The following is a 16,607-nucleotide window of genomic DNA, read 5'->3' as shown; positions in this document are numbered from 1 at the left end:
CACCAGCCGTCCGCCGGGCGCTTCCGGCGTGCACCGCGGGGCCACGACCGTCCGGCCGCTCGGGCTGTGGCGGCTGGAGTGGCTGCGCCTGACCGGCACCCGACGGTGGATCGGGTCGGCCGTTCCGTTCCTGCTCTTCGCGTGCACCGGCCCGTTGATGGGCCGCTACGCCGACGAACTCCTGTCCGCGGTCGGCACGGCCCGGAACAGCACCGTGCAGGCCACAGCGCCCACGCCCGCCGATGCCGCTCGCTGTCTTCTCCCGCGCCCGCGTGCCCTCCGCCGACCGGCTGGTCCTCCCCCGCTGGACGGTGGAGGAGACCGGCATCCTGATCGGCCTGCCCGATGTCCCGGCCGTGCTGACCGGGTGAGCACTGGGCTCCCTGTACCTCGTCTGCGCCCTCGGAGTCACCGCGGCGGTCGCCACGCGTGCCCGTAGCACGTTGTCGGCCGTCGCGGTCGCACTCGCCGTCGTCCTGGTCCTCCCGCTGCTCGCCGCGATCCCGGCTTTGGAGCCGTGGCTGCCCTCGGCGCTGGCCGGCCGCCTCCACCGCGTTGCTCCAGGGCGCCGACACGGGCGACTACCTGCGTGCCGCTCTCGTCGCCGTCCTGGCCACCGGTGCGGCGTTGCTGCTCGCCGTCCGCGGCGTGGCCCGCCGGGGCTCTGATCCCGTCACGCCCGACTGCTTCGGCGCCGGGCACGGGCCTCAGCGGGTGAGCATGACCTGGTCGACGTAGCACCAGCGCCACGTCTCGCCAGGCTGGCGTGACTGCACGAGCGGATGGGCGGTCTCGTGGAAGTGCGCGGTGGCGTGCTTGTTCTTCGACTGGTCGCAGCAGCCGACCTTCCCGCAGATCAGGCACATGCGCAGGTGCACCCAGGCGTCACCGGCCTTCATGCAATCCTCGCACCCGTCGGCACTGGGCGAGACGTCGCGCACGGCGTCCAGGTGGCTGCAGGTGCCGCCGCGGCGCAGGAACCACGGCAGCCGGCCGCGCAGCGCGGTCGCAAAGGTCATCGCCGGGCCTCTCCCGTGTCGACCGGCAGCCCGGCTCCTACCCGGTCGCTCATCCCGCCGGCGTAGCGGCGCACGCGACGGAACCCGCTCTGCCGCAGCGCCTCGAGCGCGTACCGGCTTGCCCGGCACTTCCCGTCGGCGCAGCGGACGACGATCTCGTCATCCGGTGAGAGGTCGGCGGCCAGCGCCTCGTAGGACTCGTGGTCGCGGCTGCCGGGGGTGTGCGAGCGCGCGAAGACGGGCGGCGGATGCATCGTCACCAGCGCGACGTCGCGCTCGGCGAGCGTGCGGTGCAGGCTCTCGCGGGTGATGAGGTCCGCGTCGACGGCTGTGGCGGGACCGGCTGGAACGCTCATGACGGTCTTCTCCTCGGGCGTCGCGACGTGACGACGCGGACGATCCGGCGGGTGCGGACGAGATCCGCTGACCGCGGGCGGGAGGGGCCGATGGGCCAGCGAGATCCGGCAGAGTAGATGGCATGTCCCAGTCGTCGGAAGCCCTTCCGGGGGCGGTCCTGGTCGTCGTCCCGGACGACGACGTCCGAAGCGGTCTGGTCGCCGACCTGTCCGCCCACCTGGGCGCCGAACGGGTGCTCGCTGCGGCCACCGGCGAGGTGGCCAGGGACCTGCTCGTCGAGCGGTCCCGGACCGTGGCTCTCGCGCTGGTCGCCAGCCGACTGCCCGGCGGGCAGGGGCCGGCCCTGCTGGCCGAGATCCGCCACCGGTTCCCCGGGGTGCGACGCGTCCTGCTGTCCGCCGCGTACGTCACCGACCCCGCGCAGTACGACGAAGGCGAGCTGGTCCGCGGCGCGCTCGCCAGCGGCGACGCCCACGCAGCCGTTCCGCACCCGTGGCGCCCCGCAGCAGACCGCCTGCACCCACCAGTGGACGACCTGATCGAGGAGTGGCAGTTGGACCAGCTGATGGCCGTGCAGACCATCACGGTGGTGTGTGCGCCGACCTCGGCGCGCGGTAACGAACTGCGTGACTTGCTCACCCGCAACGGCCTGCCGCACGAGTGGCTGGACCCGGGATCCGGGCGCGGCAGCCTGCTGCGCGGACATCACGCCGCGCGCCCGGACCAGGTGCTGTTGCTCTTACACAACGGCGCTGTGCTCCTCGACCCGGAGCCGCGCCAGGTGGCCGACGCGCTCGGCGCCCGGACCACTCCTGCCCGCGACCGCTACGACCTGGTCGTCGTCGGCGCGGGACCGGCCGGTCTGGCCGCTGCGGTCTACGGCGCGTCGGAGGGACTGCGCACCCTCGTCCTGGAGTCGCAGGCCTACGGCGGCCAGGCCGGCACGAGTTCCCGGATCGAGAACTATCTCGGTTTCCCGAGCGGCATCAGCGGCGGCGCGCCCATGCAGCGCGCGGGCACCCAGGCGGTGCGGCTGGGCGCCGAGGTGCTGGTTCCGCGACGGGTCTCGTCGCTGCACAGGGAGGACGCCGAACACGTGATCCGCCTCGAGGACGGCAGCGAGGTGCGTGCCCGCGCCGTCGTCCTCGCCATCGGCGTCAGCTACCGACGCCTGCCTGCGGCCGGCGCCGAGGCGCTGGTCGGGTCGGGCGTCCAGTACGGATCCCCCACCGTCCAGCTTCCCGGCATCTCCGGTGGGCGGGTGTTCATCGTCGGTGGAGGCAACTCGGCCGGCCAGGCGGCGGTCAAGCTCGCCGAGTCCGCCGATCAGGTCACCCTCGTCGTCCGGTCCGGATCGCTGGCGTCCGGCATGTCGCACTACCTGGTCGAGCAGTTGGCGGCCCTGCCCAACGTCCAGGTCCTGACCGGCACGGAAGTCATCGCGTGTGGCGGCACCGAGTGGCTGACGTCGTTGACGCTCCGGTCAGGAGGTGAGCAGATCGAGGTCCAGGCCGACGCGATGTTCGTGATGATCGGCGCTGTGCCGGACACCGGGTGGCTGCCGGACGAGATCCGCCGGGACGCCCACGGCTTCGTCCTCACCGGCCCGGATGTGCGGGCCGAGCATGCGCCCGGCAGGGCGGCCCACCAGGCGCTGCTGCTGGAGACGAGCCTGCCGCGGGTGTTCGCCGTCGGGGATGTCCGGGCCGGCTCGGTCAAGCGGGTGGCGTCGGCCGTGGGTGAAGGAGCGACAGTCGTGTCGCTCGTGCACTCCGCACTCGCCGAGGGCGCCGGCGTCCCGGCCTGACGCCGCCGGTGGACGGGGTCCGCCCACCGGCCCGGCCGTGAACAGCGGCGGCCTCCGCCGCGCTCCGATGGCGCCCGAGCTACAGATTCGTCCAGGCCAGAGTCAGGGCGGAGAAGATCACCACGTCCTGCAGCCAGTGGATGATCCAGGCCCACCGGGATCCGCCGGTCTCCACCATGCTCTTGGCCAGGAGCACCCCCAGGAAGCCCGCCAGCACCACGCCGGAGGCACCGGGCGGATTGCCGTGGTAGTGGGCCAGGCCGAACAGCAGGCCGGTTCCAGCCAGCGCCCCCCGTGTGCCGACGACGGATGGCAGCACGGCGAGCGGGACGTTGCGGTAGCCGAACTCCTCGTTGACGGTGTTGGTCGCAGCCAGCAGCGCGACGAACGGCAGGGACCACACCAGGACCGTCGCGTCGCCGAAGTCCGAGCCGAGGGCGAACCACATGGCGGTTGCTGTGCCGGCGGTGATGCCGACCGCCCAGAAGGTGCCGAGCCGGCGCCAGACCGGACGGGCGCCGGCCGTGTAGACGCCCGCCCGGGCGCGGACGCGGTCGTCGCCGGCACGCAACCGCAGCGCGTTGCGCCCGAGCCGGCCGGGTCCCAGGAGGACCAGCAGCACGGTCGGGACCATCAGCAGGGCCTGGACGACGGCGCCGCGGGCGATCCACGGGACGGTGTGCTGCCAGTTCTGCCAAGCCTCGGTGCTCGTCAGGCCGCCGATGACCAGGTGCCACCCGGCCGCCATCGCCAGCAGCCAGCGGAGTGACGCGTCGAGAGCCCGCAGGCGGTCGGTACGCCGGGCGGCGATCAGGAGCAGCACGAGCGCCAGCACCTGCATGATCGGCAGGAGGGACAGCGCCTCCCCGGCCACCTCGGCGACGACGATCTGCGGCAGGGCGCTGGCCAGCGTCAGCGCCCCCCAGAACACGGTCTGCGCGAGGCGGTCAGCCGGCCGCCGGTCGACGGCCGCGGATCGCCCCGGCAGGACCTCGGTCACCGCGCCCGCCCCCGGTCGAGCTCCCGCTGCACCAGCCGCTCCCGGACCCCGCCGAGGTCCCCCACGACATAGGCGGTGTGCACCGCCAGGCCCAGCCCCCATCCCGCGAGCCGCCACCCGGAGCCGGTGAGGCCGCCCGCGGCGATGACCAGCCCGGTGTTGACCGCCAGGTAGACCAGCCAGTGCAGCGCCAAGCCGAGTTTCTGCTCGACCCGCTGCCGCGCTCGCCGCTCCGCCGCCACCTGCCGCACCGCATCCGACGCCATCGCCGTTCCCCTTCGGGTGAGTGAACACCGTTGACCAACTGGCGGGAGCGTAGGTGAACGGTGTTCACTGAAGCAAGGGATGTCTTGAGGAAGGGCCATGCCGTGCCACGACCACAGCGGATCACCCGCAACGGGCTGCTCGAGGCGGCGATGCAGATCGCCGATACCGAAGGGTTGGACGCGCTCACCATGCGCCGCCTCGGCCAGGCCGTCGGGGCCGTCCCGTCGATGGTGTACCGGTTCTTCGCCGACAAGTCCGAGCTGGTTGAGGCCCTGGCCGACCGGCTGTTCGCCCAGGCCGACAACGAGCAGTCCGGTACCGAGCCGCCGCAGGGGCTGCCGTGCCGCCCGGCCGAGCTCGAGCGGCTGCGCCTCGCCGCCCACCGGATCCGCCGAGCGCTGCTGGCCCACCCGGCCCTGGTGCCCGCGGCGGTGAGACGTCCGCCCCGTCAGAAGGCGACGTTGCAGGGGCTCGACGCCGGCCTCGGGTTGCTGCTGACCGCCGGGCTGGCCCCGACCGCGGCGGCGGCGGGCTACCAGGCCGTGCTCTTCTACACGCTGGGGTTCGCCGCGCTCGAAGCCCCGTTCGCCGCCTCGCCGGACGGCGGGGTGCAGGACCAGACGGACACCCAGGCGGTCCTCGCCCGGCTGCCGTCCGACCACTACCCGCACATCGCCGCCACCGTCGACCACCTGTACGGGCCCGACCTCACCGCCCAGTTCGACCACGGCCTGCGGCTGATGCTCGAAGGCCTGCGGACCCAGCTGCCGGCCCCCGCCCACGAGGCGAGGTGACGGTGAGCCGGATGCCGGCCGGCGACCGGGTCACCGTGACCGGGACCGGGCGGCGACGACATCCCGCGGCGGCCCGGGTTCCGCGGGACCAGCAGCCAGCGTCCTGGGGTACCGCCTCCGGCGGCCGGCGTCGGCAGCCGTTCCGGCGGCGGACGAGTGGCTACGTACGACCGGCGAGCCCAGGCCGGCGCCGGTCGCCCGGATCGGACCGCGCCTCGCTGTTCTGTGGATGGCGATCTCGACGCCGCGCCCTCTTGGTGGCGGCCCACCTGCGGAGCGTCCCTGCCTGGACCGGCGAGGTGGACGGCGCCTCCTCGACGGAACCCTGCAGCGCGCTGCGCTGCGGTCCGCCGGGCGACAGGCACCCCGGGATCCGTCCGATTCACCGTAGGCTGCCGGGCGTGGCAGGTATCGCCCGCTGGCGGCGCTGGGTGCCGGTCCCGCGCACCCACTCCGGTCCCCCGGATCGCGCGGGCCTGTCGGCGCCGGGGACGGACGTCCTGTAGCGGGCTGACCCAGCCGGTGCGGGCCCCGCGGGCCGCCGCCGTCCCGATGAAGCAGGCCATCACCCCGATGGCGGCGGTGGCGTGCTGCTGCGACACCGACATGCGGTCCCACACCCGTGCCGGCACCCACGGCAGGTTCTGCTCCAGCCGCGGCCGGGCCCGGTCGGCCCAGCCGGCCATCGTGGCCAGCTCCTCGGCGTCGTGCACCGCCCAGGCGGCGAACAGTTCCCAGGTCACGGTGCGCGGGAGGCGCCCGGCCCTGGGAGCGGGGCCGCTGGTGCTGGTCGTGGTCATGCCTTCGTCCGCTCATCAGCCGCCTCGGCGGAGCGGGATTCGGTGGTCGGTGGCTTCTTGGGCCAGAGGGTCCAGGGAAGCGGCCAGGCCAGCGCCCAGATGACCAGCCAGACGGTCAGGCCGTTGATCCAGCCGGACAGGTGCGCGGTGCGACCCGGGTCGTCGACGGCGACGATCGCCAGGCCGAGCAGGCCGCAGGCCACCGCCCAGCCCACGAGCGCGCGGCCCCACAGCTTCCACTCGTAGCGGGCGCGCGCCCGCTCGTGCTGCGGCGGCCGGTCCGGAGGCGGACCGCCGGCGAACCGGTGAGCGAAGCGCTGGTCGGCCCACTGCACGGCCCTCGGGCCGAACGCCACGGAGAAGCCGATGTAGACGGCAGCCAACCCGTGCGCGAAGCCGGCAGTGCTGCCCGAGCGGAGGTCGAGGATGGACGCGATCAGCAGGAAGAGGTCGAGCACCGGGGCGCCGGCCAGCAGGACGGCGCTGAGCCGGCGCAGGCCCAGGACGTAGCGGGCCACCAGGCCGGCTCCCAGGAAGCACCAGAAGCCGATCTCGCAGGCGACGATGAGGGTGAGCAGGATCGGGTTCACCGGGTGCGCCGATCCACGGTGGCCGCGACGGCCTCACGGCGCATCAGCCAGGTGCGCGGGCCGCCGTCGGGCAGGTCGACGACGTCGGTCACCGCGAAACCGAGACGCTCGTAGAAGCGCACGTTGGACTGGGCGCTGGTGTCCAGGTGCACCGGTAGCCCGGCCCGGTCGGCGCGGGCGAGCCCCGGAGTCAGCGTCGCGGCACCGACGCCCCGGCCCTGCCGCCGGGGCAGGACACCGAGGCTGGCCAGCGTCACGTGCGTGTCCGGGCGCCGACGTCCGGCCAGCGCCGCCTCGGCCTCCTCCGCTGCTGCCGCCCGTTCCCCCGCCAGCTCGGCGGCCGCCGCGCCGACCCGGGCCGCAACGTCGTCGGGCACCTCGGTGCCGGGCATCCACACCGCGACGCCCACCAGCTCCTCCCCCGCCTCGCCGAGGTCCACGTGCCCGAACGGCACGGCGATCGCGGACAGGTACAGGCGGTGCAGCGCGCTCAACCGCTCGCGGTGGCGATCGGCGTCGACCGTCCACCGGGTCCAGGGGTAGTCGCTGAATGCGTCGGCCAGCACCTCGGCGGCGGCGGGGACGTCCTCCGGCGTCGCTGGGCGTACGTGCAGTGTCATGCCTTCCTCGATCGGTCGTCGGGCGGTTCGCGCCCAGGGGTCAGTCGGGGAGCAGGCCGGCGTCGTGGACCGGGATCGGTGCGTGGCACGGCCCCGGTCCGACGCCGGACGCCGGGCCGGCGATGCGCTGGAACAGCAGGTGGTCACGCCACCGGCCCGCGATGTGCAGGTATCCCGGGGCCAGCCCGATGAGGCGGAACCCGGCCCGCCGGAGGACCGCTCGGGACGCGCGGTTGTCCACCAAGGTGGCCGCTTCCAGCCGGTGCAGTCCGTGGCGGCCGAAGCAGTCGCCGACGACCTGCCGAACGGCGCGGGTAGCCACGCCACGGCCGGTCCACGCAGCCGCGACCCAGTAGCCCAGCGAGCCGCTGCAGAACGGGCCCCGGCTGACGTTCGTCACGGTGACCCGCCCGGCCAGCTCGCCCCGCACCTCGATCACATACGGGTGGGCGACGCCATCGGCGTGCTGGTCGAGCAGGGCCGTGAGCCGCCGGCCCTGGCCCCGGGTGGTGAAGAAGTCCTCGTCCCGGTGCGGCTCGAACGGTGCGAGGTGGTGGCGGTTGGCTCGGTGCAGAGCGGCCAGGGGCCCCGCGTCGTCGCGGTGCGCCGGGCGCACCAGGACCGCGCCGCCCGGCACAGCCGGAACCACGGACCCGGTCGTGGCGATCATCGGCTTCTCCTGCCTCAGTCGGCGTCAACGGTGAACGGGGCGGTGATCACCGAGCCGTTCGCCAGCCTGAACTGGGCCCACAGCTGGTACGTCCCCGCGGCCGGGAACTCGGCGTGCACGTCGAGTTCCGGGCCGAAGGTCTGTCCCGGGGTGGCGAAGACCGGTCGCCCGGAGTCGTCGGTCACCTCGGCGTGCTCGTGGGCGAAGGTGGACCCGTCGGCGCCCATCACCACGACGTGGCCCGCGGCGGCGAGGTAGGGCTGCAGGTCGTCGAGCGGCCGGCCGGTGTCCGCGTCGGTGACCGTGAAGTGCAGGTCGCTCACGCCGCCGGCCTCTGCCTCACCCTCGAGCGCGACACGGACACCGCTGACGACGACGCTCCGCGGTCCGGCCTGGAGGACCACCGGCTGCGGCGCGGTGCCGGCCACGGTGATCACCTGGCGCTGGTGGACGTCGCTCATCTCGCCCTGCCGGCGGAACTCGGTGTTCACGATGTAGCGGCCGGGTGTCGGGAAGGCGAGGTCGACGGCCAGCTGCCCGGGCTTCCCGGTCGGCTGCGGGTGGACGTGGGCGAAGGTGCCGAGGTCGTCCCGCGTGGCGATCAGGTGCATCCACGCCTCGTGGCTGCGGGTGAGGTCCTCGACCGGCTCTCCGGTGACGGCGTCGACGACGGTCGCGACCAGCCGGGTCGGCTCGCCGGGGCGGACCCGTGCGGGCAGGTCCAGCCGCACGTCCACGCCGGCCTCGGCGGCATCGGTCGGTGGCACCTCGGCGGTCATCATCTCGCTCATCGCCGGGCGCATCGGCATGCCGGTGCCCTGCATCCAGGCCAGGGTGCCGTTCATGCCGCGTTCGGCGACGTCCATCCGGCTGACCGCCGTGAGCCCAGCGCCGAGTGCGAGCGCGACGACGGCGACACCGGTCAGGTAGGCGTAGTGGCCGATCCGTGCGCGCAGCGGCGGTCGCAGGATCTCCTGGACGGTCGCCGGCCGCTGGAACCGGCGCAGCCGGAGGGCGTTGGTCAGCACGCTGACCGAGCTCATGGCCATGGCGGCGCTGGCCAGCACCGGGTCGAGCAGCAGCCCGTCCCACCAGTAGAGGGCGCCGGCGGCGACCGGGATCAGCAGCACGTTGTAGCCGAAGGCCCAGGCCAGGCCCTGCTTCATGGTCGCCACCGTGCGCCGGGACAGGGCGATGGCCGAGACGATGCCGCGCAGGTCACCGCCGACGAGCGTGATGTCGGAGGCGGCGATGGCGACGTCGGCGCCGGTGCCGATGGCGATGCCGACGTCGGCGGCCGACAGGGCAGCGGCGTCGTTGATGCCGTCGCCGGCCATCGCGACGACGTGCCCCTGTCCCTGGAGCTCGCGGACCTTGGCCGCCTTGTCGGCGGGCAGCACCTCGGCGAGCACGTTGTCGATGCCGACCTGGTCGGCGATGGCCCGCGCGGTCGCGGTGTTGTCCCCCGTGAGCATCCACACCTGCAGGCCCAGCGCCCGCAGCTGGGCGACCGCCTCGGCGGACTCGGGCTTGACCGTGTCGGCGACGGCGATGCTCGCGGCCGGCTGCCCGTCGACGGCGACGAACATGGCCGTCTGCCCGCCCGCCGCCGCAGCGGCGGCCGCCTCGGCCAGCGCGGAGACGTCCACCCCGCGTGCGCGCATGAGCGCCTGGTTGCCGGCGAGCACGTGGCGGCCCTCGACGACGGCGTCGATGCCGTGACCCGGGACGGCGTCGAACGAATCGAGGTCAGGCAGGTCCAGCCCGCGGGCGGCGGCGGCGGCGACGATCGCCTCGGCGACGGGGTGCTCGCTGCCGGTCTCCGCTCCGGCGACCAGGGCCAGCAGGTCGTCCTCCGCCCAGCCGCCGGCGGTGGTCACCGAGGTGAGCGCCGGCCGTCCGCTGGTGAGGGTGCCGGTCTTGTCCAGGACCACGGCGGTGACCCGGCGGCCGCTCTCCAGCGCGTCGCCGTTGCCGACCAGGATGCCGAGCTCCGCGGCGCGGCCGGTGCCGACCATGACCGCGGTCGGGGTGGCCAGGCCCAGCGCGCACGGGCAGGCGATGATCAGCACCGCGATCGTGGTGCTGATCGCCATCGTCAGCCGGCCGGTGTCCGGGCCGAAGAGCGCCCAGGCCGCGAAGGTGGCCACGCCGAGCAGCAGGACGATCGGGACGAACCAGGCGGAGACCCGGTCGGCCAGCCGCTGCATCGGCACCTTCGCGCCCTGCGCGTCCTCGACCAGGCGGACGATCTGCGCCAGGGCGGTGTCCTTCCCGACCGCGGTGGCCCGCAGCAGCACGGTGCCGGTCCGGTTGAGCGTGGCGCCGATGACCGTGTCGCCGACCCCCTTGTCCACCGGGAGGCTCTCGCCGGTCAGCATGCTCTCGTCCACGGCCGTCGCCCCGTCGGTGACGACGCCGTCGACCGGCACCTTCTCCCCCGGCCGCACCCGCACCAGGTCGCCGACGACGACCCGCTCGACCGGCACGTCCACCTCCGCGCCGTCGCGCATCACCCGCGCGGTCTTCGGGGCGAGCCCGACGAGCGCGGTGATCGCCGCGGCGGTGCGCTTCTTCGCGCGGGCCTCCATCCACCGGCCGGCCAGGACGAGGGCGAGGATGACCAGCGAGGTCTCGAAGTACACGTGCAGCGGCAACCCCCAGCTCTCCGCGGCGGCCGGCCACAAGGTGACGAAGGCGCTGTAGCCGTAGGCGACGCCGGTACCGAGCGCGACCAGGGTGTTCATGTTCGTCGACCGGTGCCGCGCCGCGGTCCACGCCGCGGCGTAGATCGCCCGGCCGGCCCAGAACTGCACGACGGTCGCCACGACGAGGATCGCCGGCATGAGCCAGTCCATCGTGTCCAGGTACAGCGGCACGTACATCAGGGCCATCAGCCCCAGGCCCACGGTGAGGGTGAGCTGCCACTTCCGCTTCAGCGCGGTCAACTGCTCGTCGCCCTCGTGTTCCGCGGCCCCCGCGGCGGCACCGGTGCCGAAGCTCTGGGAGCCGGGGTCTGCCTCACGGCGGGGCGTGGCGGTGTAGCCGGCACGGGCCACCGCCGCGGTCAGCTCCCCGACGGCCACCCGGGCCGGGTCGAACCGGACGGTGGCGACCTCGGTCGCCAGGTTCACCTCCGCGGCCGCAACGCCGTCGACACGGCGCAGCGCCTTCTCCACCCGGCCGACGCACGAGGCGCAGGTCATGCCCCCGATGTCGAAGGCGCAGCCGGCGGTCGGCTCGGTCGCCGTCGCGGCGGCCGGAGGGACGGTGGTCGTCATGGCAACTCCCGGTCGGGACAGGTCGATGGGGCGGAATCGATGCTCGGGGGTGACCCAAGGGGTCGGACCGGCGATTTCGCCGGGTTGTCGGCTCGACGCCGATCAGCGGCCGGCTGCCTGCGGGGGAAGTGGCGCGGCGGGAACCCGCGGCGCGATCCCGATCGCGCTGCGTCCCGCCGCCCGCCGCACCGGGGCGGCTGGACCGCTGCCGAGCAGGACGCCGCCGACGACGACCGCACCGCACACCAGCTCGACGGCGAACGTGGGCTCGCCGAGCACCAGCGAGGACGAGGCCATGCCGGCCACCGGCACCAGCATCGAGTAGGGGGCGACCACGCTCGACGGGTAGCGACTCATGAGCCAGGTCCACACGCCCGACCCGCCGATCGTGGCGACCAGAACGGTGTAGGCGAGGCCGGCCAGGGCCAGGGCGCCCTGCCCGGTGCCCAGCGAGGTCACCGACGCCGAGATGCGGGCCGGACCTTCGAGGGCCAGGGAGGCGACCAGCATGGGCAGCGGTGGAACCACCGTCATCCACAGCGTCAGCTTGAACGGCTCGGTGGCCCGGGCCTGCCTGCTGCACAGGTTCCCCAGGGCCCAGCCGAGCCCGCCGCAGAGCGTCAGCAGGAACGGCAGCAGCACCGCACCGCCACCCAGCTCGGCCCGGTGGACGGCGATCCCTGCCAGGCCGGCTGCCGCGGTGGCGACGCCGAGCGCCTGGCGGCCGCTCAGCCGCTCGCGCAGCAGCACGCCGGCCAGCACCACGGTGAAGGGAGCCGAGGACTGCAGCACCAGCGAGGCGAGGCCCGAGGGCATCCCGGAGGCCATGGCGAGGTAGAGGAAGAGGAACTGCAGCACCCCGAATCCGGCGCCGTAGCCGAGGATCCACCGCCATGGCACCGCCGGCCGCCGGACCAGCAGCACCGTCGGGACCGCAACCAGCGCGAAGCGCAGGGCGACGAGGAGGAACGGCGGGAACTGAGCCAGCGAGAGGTGGATCGCGGGGAAGTTCAGCCCCCAGGCGACGGCGACGGCGACGGCGAGGAGCCGGTGGCGCAGGTGCATGAGGGACCTCCACCAGGGGCGGTTGATCCGGGCTCGGTCGGACTCAGACGCTCCGCCGTCGTGAGCGCCGTCGAACCGGTGTTTTCGCCGGGCTGTGCCCTGCGCCCGCTGGTGTCGGCCGTGGTTGCCATCAGACGGTGTCAGGAGGTGCTGCGTCGGCGACGTCCGCGTATGCGGTCGGCGGCCAGGCGGCGAGGACCTTGTGCCGCAGGGTCGCGCCCAGCCGACGGTAGAACCGCTGCGCGTCGGCGTTGTCCACTTCCATGCCCCAGCGGATGAGCAGCTGCTCCGGCTCCGCCAGTGCGGCCAGGGCGGCCATGAGCCGCCGGCCGACGCCGGCGTCACGGTGCCCGGGGCGGACGTAGAGGTCGTCGAGGTCCACGACGTCGCCACCGGTCCACAGGTGCAGCTGCCGGACGGCGGAGACGTAGCCCACCGGCCCGCCGCGGCGTTCGGCCAGCAGCACGATGACCTCGGGCCGGGCCAGCAGACGGCGCCACTGCTCCTCGTCGACGTGCACGGAGGCCGCTCGGTCCTCGTGCGCGGCGATCTCGGCAACCATGACGGCGACGTCCGCGGCATCGGCCGGCGTCGCTCGGCGGATCACGGCGGCCGCGTGGCGGTCGGGGAGCGTCGTGGGGCGGGTGGTGGACAGGTCGGTCATCGGGGACTCCCGGTGGACGGTGGTGCGCGGGTGGGATGGGCGGTCAGTGGGTGGCGATGGCGGTGAGGACGTCGAGGCGGGCCGCCCGGCGGGCGGGCAGCAGGCCGGCGGCGAGGCCGGCGACCACGGCGACCGCGACGACGACCAGGAGCTGCCCCACGGGAATCCGGATGGTCAGCAGCTCGTCCTTGCTGAGGCCGGCCAGGGTGGCCGCAGCGAGGCCGAGTCCGAGGGCGACGCCGGCGACGACGGCCACGACGGCCACGAGGACGGCCTCGGCGCGGATCATCGACCGGAGCTGTTCGCGGGTCATGCCGACCGCCCGGAGCAGCCCGATCTCCCGGGCCCGCTCCACGATGGACAGGGCCAGGGTGTTGGTGATCCCGAGCAGCGCGATGACCACGGCGAAGCCGAGCAGGAGGGTGATCAGGCCGAGGGCCTGGTCGACGGTGGCGGCCCGGGCGGCGACCGCCTCGGTCTGGTCGAGGACCTCCGCGTTCGGGAAGTCGGTGACGGCGGCCTCCAGTGCCGTCCGCCCGGCCTCCGCGTCGACGCCGTCGGCGAGGGCGACGAACACGCTGGCGTCGACGTCCTCGTTGAAGTGCTCGGCGTAGGTGGTCAGGGAGAGGATGTAGCCGCTGCTGAGCGCCTGGGCGGAGTCGTCGGCCATGACGCCGACGATCCGCATGTCCTGCTCGCCGTCGCGGGGAAAGGTCATCGTCAGCTCGTCGCCGACCTGCAGGCCCCGTTCGGCGGCGATGTCGTCGGCCAGCACGACGCCTGACTTCTCGAGCGCCCCGAGGTCGCCGGCGACCATCTCGACGTCGGCGACCTGTGGCAGTGTCGCCGGGTCGACGGCGGTCAGCGCGCTGGTCATGCCGCCGTCCAGCCAGTGCCCGTAGCGGATCGAGGAGGTCGCGCCCACCTCCGGCAAGCTGGCGGCGCGGGCCGCGACCTCCGGGGACAACCCGCCGAGCATCTCGTCGCCGGCGCTCTGGATCAGCAGATCGGCGGTGAGGGCCTCCTGCTGGCCGGCGTTGATGGCCTTGACCGACGCGCCGAGCACGGACACGAAGCTGATCAGGGTCAGGCCGAGGGCGAGAGCCATGACGGTGGCGGCCGTGCGCCGGGGATTGCGGACGGTGGACTCGCGGGCCAGGCGGCCGGGGATGCCGAGGCCGTTCAGCGGGCGGCCGACGGCGTTGGCCAGCCGCGGTGCCAGTACCGGGCCCAGCACGGCGAGACCGGGGAGGAGCAGCGCTGCGCCGAGAGCGACGCCGGCGATGTCCCGCAGGAAGGCGGCGGCGGTCAGCTCCGCGATCCCGAGGGCCAGCAGCACCCACCCGGTGATCGACCGGCGGCGGCGGGGTCGTGCCGGTGCCGGGTCCGAGAGCCGCATCGCCTCGACGGGGGCGATCCGGGCGGCACGGCGGGCCGGCCCGAGGGCGGCGAGGAGCGTCACGAGGGTGCCGGCGGCCAGGGCCAGCATCACCGTGCGGGCGGTGACGGCCAGCGGCCCCTCGGGGAGCGCCAGCCCTGCGCTCCGCGCGAGGCCGCGGAGCCCGTAGGCGGCGCCGATGCCGGCCGCGGTGCCGCCGGCGGCACCGGTGATCCCGATCAGGAGGGCCTCGGCGAGCACCGAGGCGAGCACCTGACGGCCGGTGGCACCGGCGGCGCGCAGCAGGGCCAGTTCCCGGCTGCGCTGGCTGAGCACGATGCCGAAGGTGTTGGCGATCAGGAACGCGCCGACCAGCAGCCCGGCGGCGGCGAGCGCCAGGAGCACGACGCGGAGGTAGCTGATGCTCTCCTTGGCCGCCTCGGCGCTGGCTTCGGCGGCGTCCTGGCCGCTGGTCACCACGTACTGCTCCCCCAGGGCCTGGGCCAGGTCGCTCCGGAGCTCGGCGACGGGGACGTCGGGGGCGGCGATCACGTCGACCGACGTCACCCCGGTACCCAGGTCGAGCAGGGCCTGGGCGGTGCTCAGGTCGACCATCACGACGGCGCTGTTGGACAGCCCGTCGTCCTCCCCCACGCCGGTCAACCCGACGACCTCCAGCCGGCGGCTGGCCGTGGCGGAGACGGTGACGGTGTCGCCGACGGCGATCTCGTGCGCGGCGGCGGTGGCCGCGTCGACGACCACCTCGTCACCGCCGTCCGGAGCGCGGCCGGCGCGCAGCTCGTAGGCGGTGAACGGGGCTTCGGCCCAGGTCCCCACGATCGTCGGGCCGTTCGGGCGCACGGGTTCCCCGCGGACCTGCAGCTGCCCGGGCCCGGAGGCGACCGAACGTGCCTGCCCGACACCGGGGGTACCGGCGACGCGCTCGGCGAGGTCGGCCGGCAGCGGGTCGCGCTCCACCTCCACGCCCATCGCGCTGCCGAACGCAGCCGCGCCGCGGACCGTGAGGTCCACGCCGGCGGCGGCCGTGCGGAACTGCGCGTCGAGCAGCCGGCTGCTGGTGTCGGTGAGCACGAGGCTGCCGGCGACGAAGGCGACGCCCAGGGCGACGGCGAGCCAGGTCAGGGTCAGCCGTGAGCGGTGCGCGACAGCGTTCCTGAAGGCGAGGCGCCACATCACAGATCACGCTCCGATCGCTGAGGTAGGAGCGTCCAGGCGCGCCATGCGTGCCAGTACCGTCTCGGGGCTGGGGGCGGACAGCTCGTCGACGATGCGGCCGTCGGCGAGGAAGACGACCCGGTCGGCATGGGAGGCGGCGACGGGGTCGTGGGTGACCATGACGATCGTCTGGCCCAGCGAGCGGGTGGCGTCGCGCAGGAAGCCCAGCAGCGCGGCGCCGGCGCGGGAGTCCAGGTTGCCGGTCGGCTCGTCGGCGAAGACCAGGTCGGGCCGGGCGATCAGCGCCCGGCCGACCGCCACCCGCTGCTGCTGGCCACCGGAGAGCTCGGCCGGCCGGTGACCGAGCCGGTTGCCCAACCCGAGCATCTGCACGAGCTCGGCCAGCCACGCGGGGTCGGGGCGTTTGCCGGCCAGGGTGAGCGGAAGGGCGATGTTCTCCGCAGCCGTCAGGGACGGCACGAGGTTGAACGCCTGGAACACGAAGCCGAGCCGCTCCCGGCGCAGCAGCGTCCGCCCGCGCTCGGGCAGGGTGGTGAGGTCGGTGTCCCCGATGAGGACCCGGCCGGAGTCGATCGTGTCGAGGCCGGCCAGGGCGTGCACCAGGGTGGACTTGCCCGAGCCGCTGGGCCCCATGATCGCGGTGAGCCGGCCGGAGAGGATCGTGACGTCGGCGCCGTCGAGGGCGCGGACGGCGGCCTCCCCCTTGCCGTAGGTCTTGACGACGTCGCGGGCTTGCGCCGCGACGGCGAGCGACGTGCTCGCAGCTGGGGCGACGGTGGTCATGGCGGTCTCCTTCTCGCGGATGGCGGGGTCAGGTCTGGCCGGTGGTCGGTCAGCGGAGAGGTGCGGCCGGCGAGCGGGACAGGGCGCGATCGCCGGGTGTTCGCGGAGGCGCGGGCTGACGGTCAGGTGCGGGCCCGATGGGGGCGGCGCCCCCACCGCCGTGGCGGCTGCCGCGAACGGGCCAGCTGTTCGCGCTGGGTGTCGCGGATCAGCTCCTGGCGGCGGGAGCGGGCGAGGTGGTCGTAGGTGATGGAGGACATGCCGGTCTCCTGCGAGGGGGGGGACCGGACCGGTCACGCCGGCGGGGCGGGTGGT

The 16,607-nt window shown here is 74.3% G+C and carries 17 protein-coding genes and 1 pseudogene; 4 read left to right on the top strand and 14 right to left on the bottom strand.

Annotation, left to right across the window (positions count from 1 at the left end):
• Nucleotides 1-242 precede the first annotated feature (242 nt).
• Both ACI79W_RS04050 and ACI79W_RS04045 read left to right on the top strand, forming a co-directional pair.
• A complete protein-coding gene (locus ACI79W_RS04050; RefSeq protein WP_456560788.1) occupies nucleotides 243-371 on the top strand; it encodes a hypothetical protein in 129 nt (42 codons plus the stop codon).
• Nucleotides 372-555: 184 nt separating this feature from the next.
• Nucleotides 556-738, top strand: coding sequence for a hypothetical protein (locus ACI79W_RS04045; RefSeq protein WP_456560787.1), 183 nt, complete (start codon nucleotides 556-558; stop codon nucleotides 736-738).
• Here the strand turns inward: ACI79W_RS04045 and ACI79W_RS04040 are convergent.
• Together ACI79W_RS04040 and ACI79W_RS04035 are read right to left on the bottom strand one after the other, a co-directional pair.
• On the bottom strand, nucleotides 708-1,019 hold the full coding sequence (locus ACI79W_RS04040; protein ID WP_456560786.1) for a ubiquitin carboxyl-terminal hydrolase 14: 312 nt from the start codon (nucleotides 1,017-1,019) through the stop codon (nucleotides 708-710). The genes ACI79W_RS04045 and ACI79W_RS04040 overlap by 31 nt on opposite strands.
• Nucleotides 1,016-1,375, bottom strand: coding sequence for a rhodanese-like domain-containing protein (locus ACI79W_RS04035; RefSeq protein ID WP_456560785.1), 360 nt, complete (start codon nucleotides 1,373-1,375; stop codon nucleotides 1,016-1,018). The genes ACI79W_RS04040 and ACI79W_RS04035 overlap by 4 nt, the downstream gene beginning before the upstream one ends.
• A gap of 122 nt (nucleotides 1,376-1,497) precedes the next feature.
• Between ACI79W_RS04035 and ACI79W_RS04030 the strand changes: the two genes are divergently transcribed.
• Nucleotides 1,498-3,183 (top strand): FAD-dependent oxidoreductase, encoded by a 1,686-nt coding sequence (locus ACI79W_RS04030; protein ID WP_456560784.1) that lies wholly within the window; start codon nucleotides 1,498-1,500, stop codon nucleotides 3,181-3,183.
• A gap of 79 nt (nucleotides 3,184-3,262) precedes the next feature.
• Here ACI79W_RS04030 and ACI79W_RS04025 read toward each other — a convergent pair whose 3' ends face one another.
• Together ACI79W_RS04025 and ACI79W_RS04020 are read right to left on the bottom strand one after the other, a co-directional pair.
• Nucleotides 3,263-4,183 (bottom strand): CPBP family intramembrane glutamic endopeptidase, encoded by a 921-nt coding sequence (locus tag ACI79W_RS04025; RefSeq protein WP_456560783.1) that lies wholly within the window; start codon nucleotides 4,181-4,183, stop codon nucleotides 3,263-3,265.
• The gene (locus ACI79W_RS04020) at nucleotides 4,180-4,449 is read right to left on the bottom strand and encodes a 2TM domain-containing protein (RefSeq protein WP_456560782.1); all 270 of its coding nucleotides are present in this window, start codon (nucleotides 4,447-4,449) and stop codon (nucleotides 4,180-4,182) included. The genes ACI79W_RS04025 and ACI79W_RS04020 overlap by 4 nt, the downstream gene beginning before the upstream one ends.
• A 102-nt stretch (nucleotides 4,450-4,551) precedes the next feature.
• Here ACI79W_RS04020 and ACI79W_RS04015 point away from each other — a divergent pair, with 102 nt between their 5' ends.
• A complete protein-coding gene (locus tag ACI79W_RS04015; RefSeq protein WP_456560781.1) occupies nucleotides 4,552-5,244 on the top strand; it encodes a TetR/AcrR family transcriptional regulator in 693 nt (230 codons plus the stop codon).
• A gap of 527 nt (nucleotides 5,245-5,771) precedes the next feature.
• On the opposite strand, the pseudogene ACI79W_RS04010 reads toward ACI79W_RS04015, so the two are convergent.
• The 10 genes and pseudogenes from ACI79W_RS04010 to ACI79W_RS03965 all read right to left on the bottom strand — a co-directional run.
• A pseudogene (locus tag ACI79W_RS04010) lies at nucleotides 5,772-6,044 on the bottom strand (HXXEE domain-containing protein); the annotation flags it as partial.
• Nucleotides 6,041-6,634, bottom strand: a complete 594-nt coding sequence (locus tag ACI79W_RS04005) for a hypothetical protein (protein ID WP_456560780.1) — start codon at nucleotides 6,632-6,634, stop codon at nucleotides 6,041-6,043. The gene ACI79W_RS04005 and the pseudogene ACI79W_RS04010, both read right to left, overlap by 4 nt.
• The gene (locus ACI79W_RS04000; protein WP_456560779.1) at nucleotides 6,631-7,254 is read right to left on the bottom strand and encodes a GNAT family N-acetyltransferase; all 624 of its coding nucleotides are present in this window, start codon (nucleotides 7,252-7,254) and stop codon (nucleotides 6,631-6,633) included. The genes ACI79W_RS04005 and ACI79W_RS04000 overlap by 4 nt, the downstream gene beginning before the upstream one ends.
• Nucleotides 7,255-7,294: 40 nt before the next feature.
• Nucleotides 7,295-7,924, bottom strand: coding sequence for a GNAT family N-acetyltransferase (locus ACI79W_RS03995; protein ID WP_456560778.1), 630 nt, complete (start codon nucleotides 7,922-7,924; stop codon nucleotides 7,295-7,297).
• A 14-nt stretch (nucleotides 7,925-7,938) separates the two neighbouring features.
• Complete coding sequence (locus ACI79W_RS03990; RefSeq protein ID WP_456560777.1) at nucleotides 7,939-11,205, bottom strand: heavy metal translocating P-type ATPase; 3,267 nt, start codon at nucleotides 11,203-11,205, stop codon at nucleotides 7,939-7,941.
• Nucleotides 11,206-11,307: 102 nt separating this feature from the next.
• Entirely contained in the window at nucleotides 11,308-12,270 is a 963-nt protein-coding gene (locus ACI79W_RS03985; protein WP_456560776.1) for an EamA family transporter, read from the bottom strand.
• A gap of 130 nt (nucleotides 12,271-12,400) precedes the next feature.
• The gene (locus ACI79W_RS03980; protein ID WP_456560775.1) at nucleotides 12,401-12,934 is read right to left on the bottom strand and encodes an N-acetyltransferase family protein; all 534 of its coding nucleotides are present in this window, start codon (nucleotides 12,932-12,934) and stop codon (nucleotides 12,401-12,403) included.
• 43 nt (nucleotides 12,935-12,977) lie between these two features.
• Nucleotides 12,978-15,506, bottom strand: a complete 2,529-nt coding sequence (locus tag ACI79W_RS03975; RefSeq protein ID WP_456560774.1) for an FtsX-like permease family protein — start codon at nucleotides 15,504-15,506, stop codon at nucleotides 12,978-12,980.
• A 6-nt stretch (nucleotides 15,507-15,512) separates the two neighbouring features.
• Nucleotides 15,513-16,292 carry an ABC transporter ATP-binding protein gene (locus tag ACI79W_RS03970; protein ID WP_456560773.1) on the bottom strand — a complete coding sequence of 260 codons (780 nt, stop codon included), beginning with the start codon at nucleotides 16,290-16,292 and terminating at the stop codon, nucleotides 15,513-15,515.
• 122 nt (nucleotides 16,293-16,414) lie between these two features.
• On the bottom strand, nucleotides 16,415-16,552 hold the full coding sequence (locus ACI79W_RS03965; protein ID WP_456560772.1) for a hypothetical protein: 138 nt from the start codon (nucleotides 16,550-16,552) through the stop codon (nucleotides 16,415-16,417).
• Between the last annotated feature and the right edge of the window lie 55 nt (nucleotides 16,553-16,607).

The sequence above is a fragment of the Blastococcus sp. SYSU DS0533 genome (assembly GCF_054050775.1).
The sequence above is the reverse complement of the archived record's forward strand: the minus strand, read 5'-3'. Positions and strand labels throughout refer to the sequence as shown.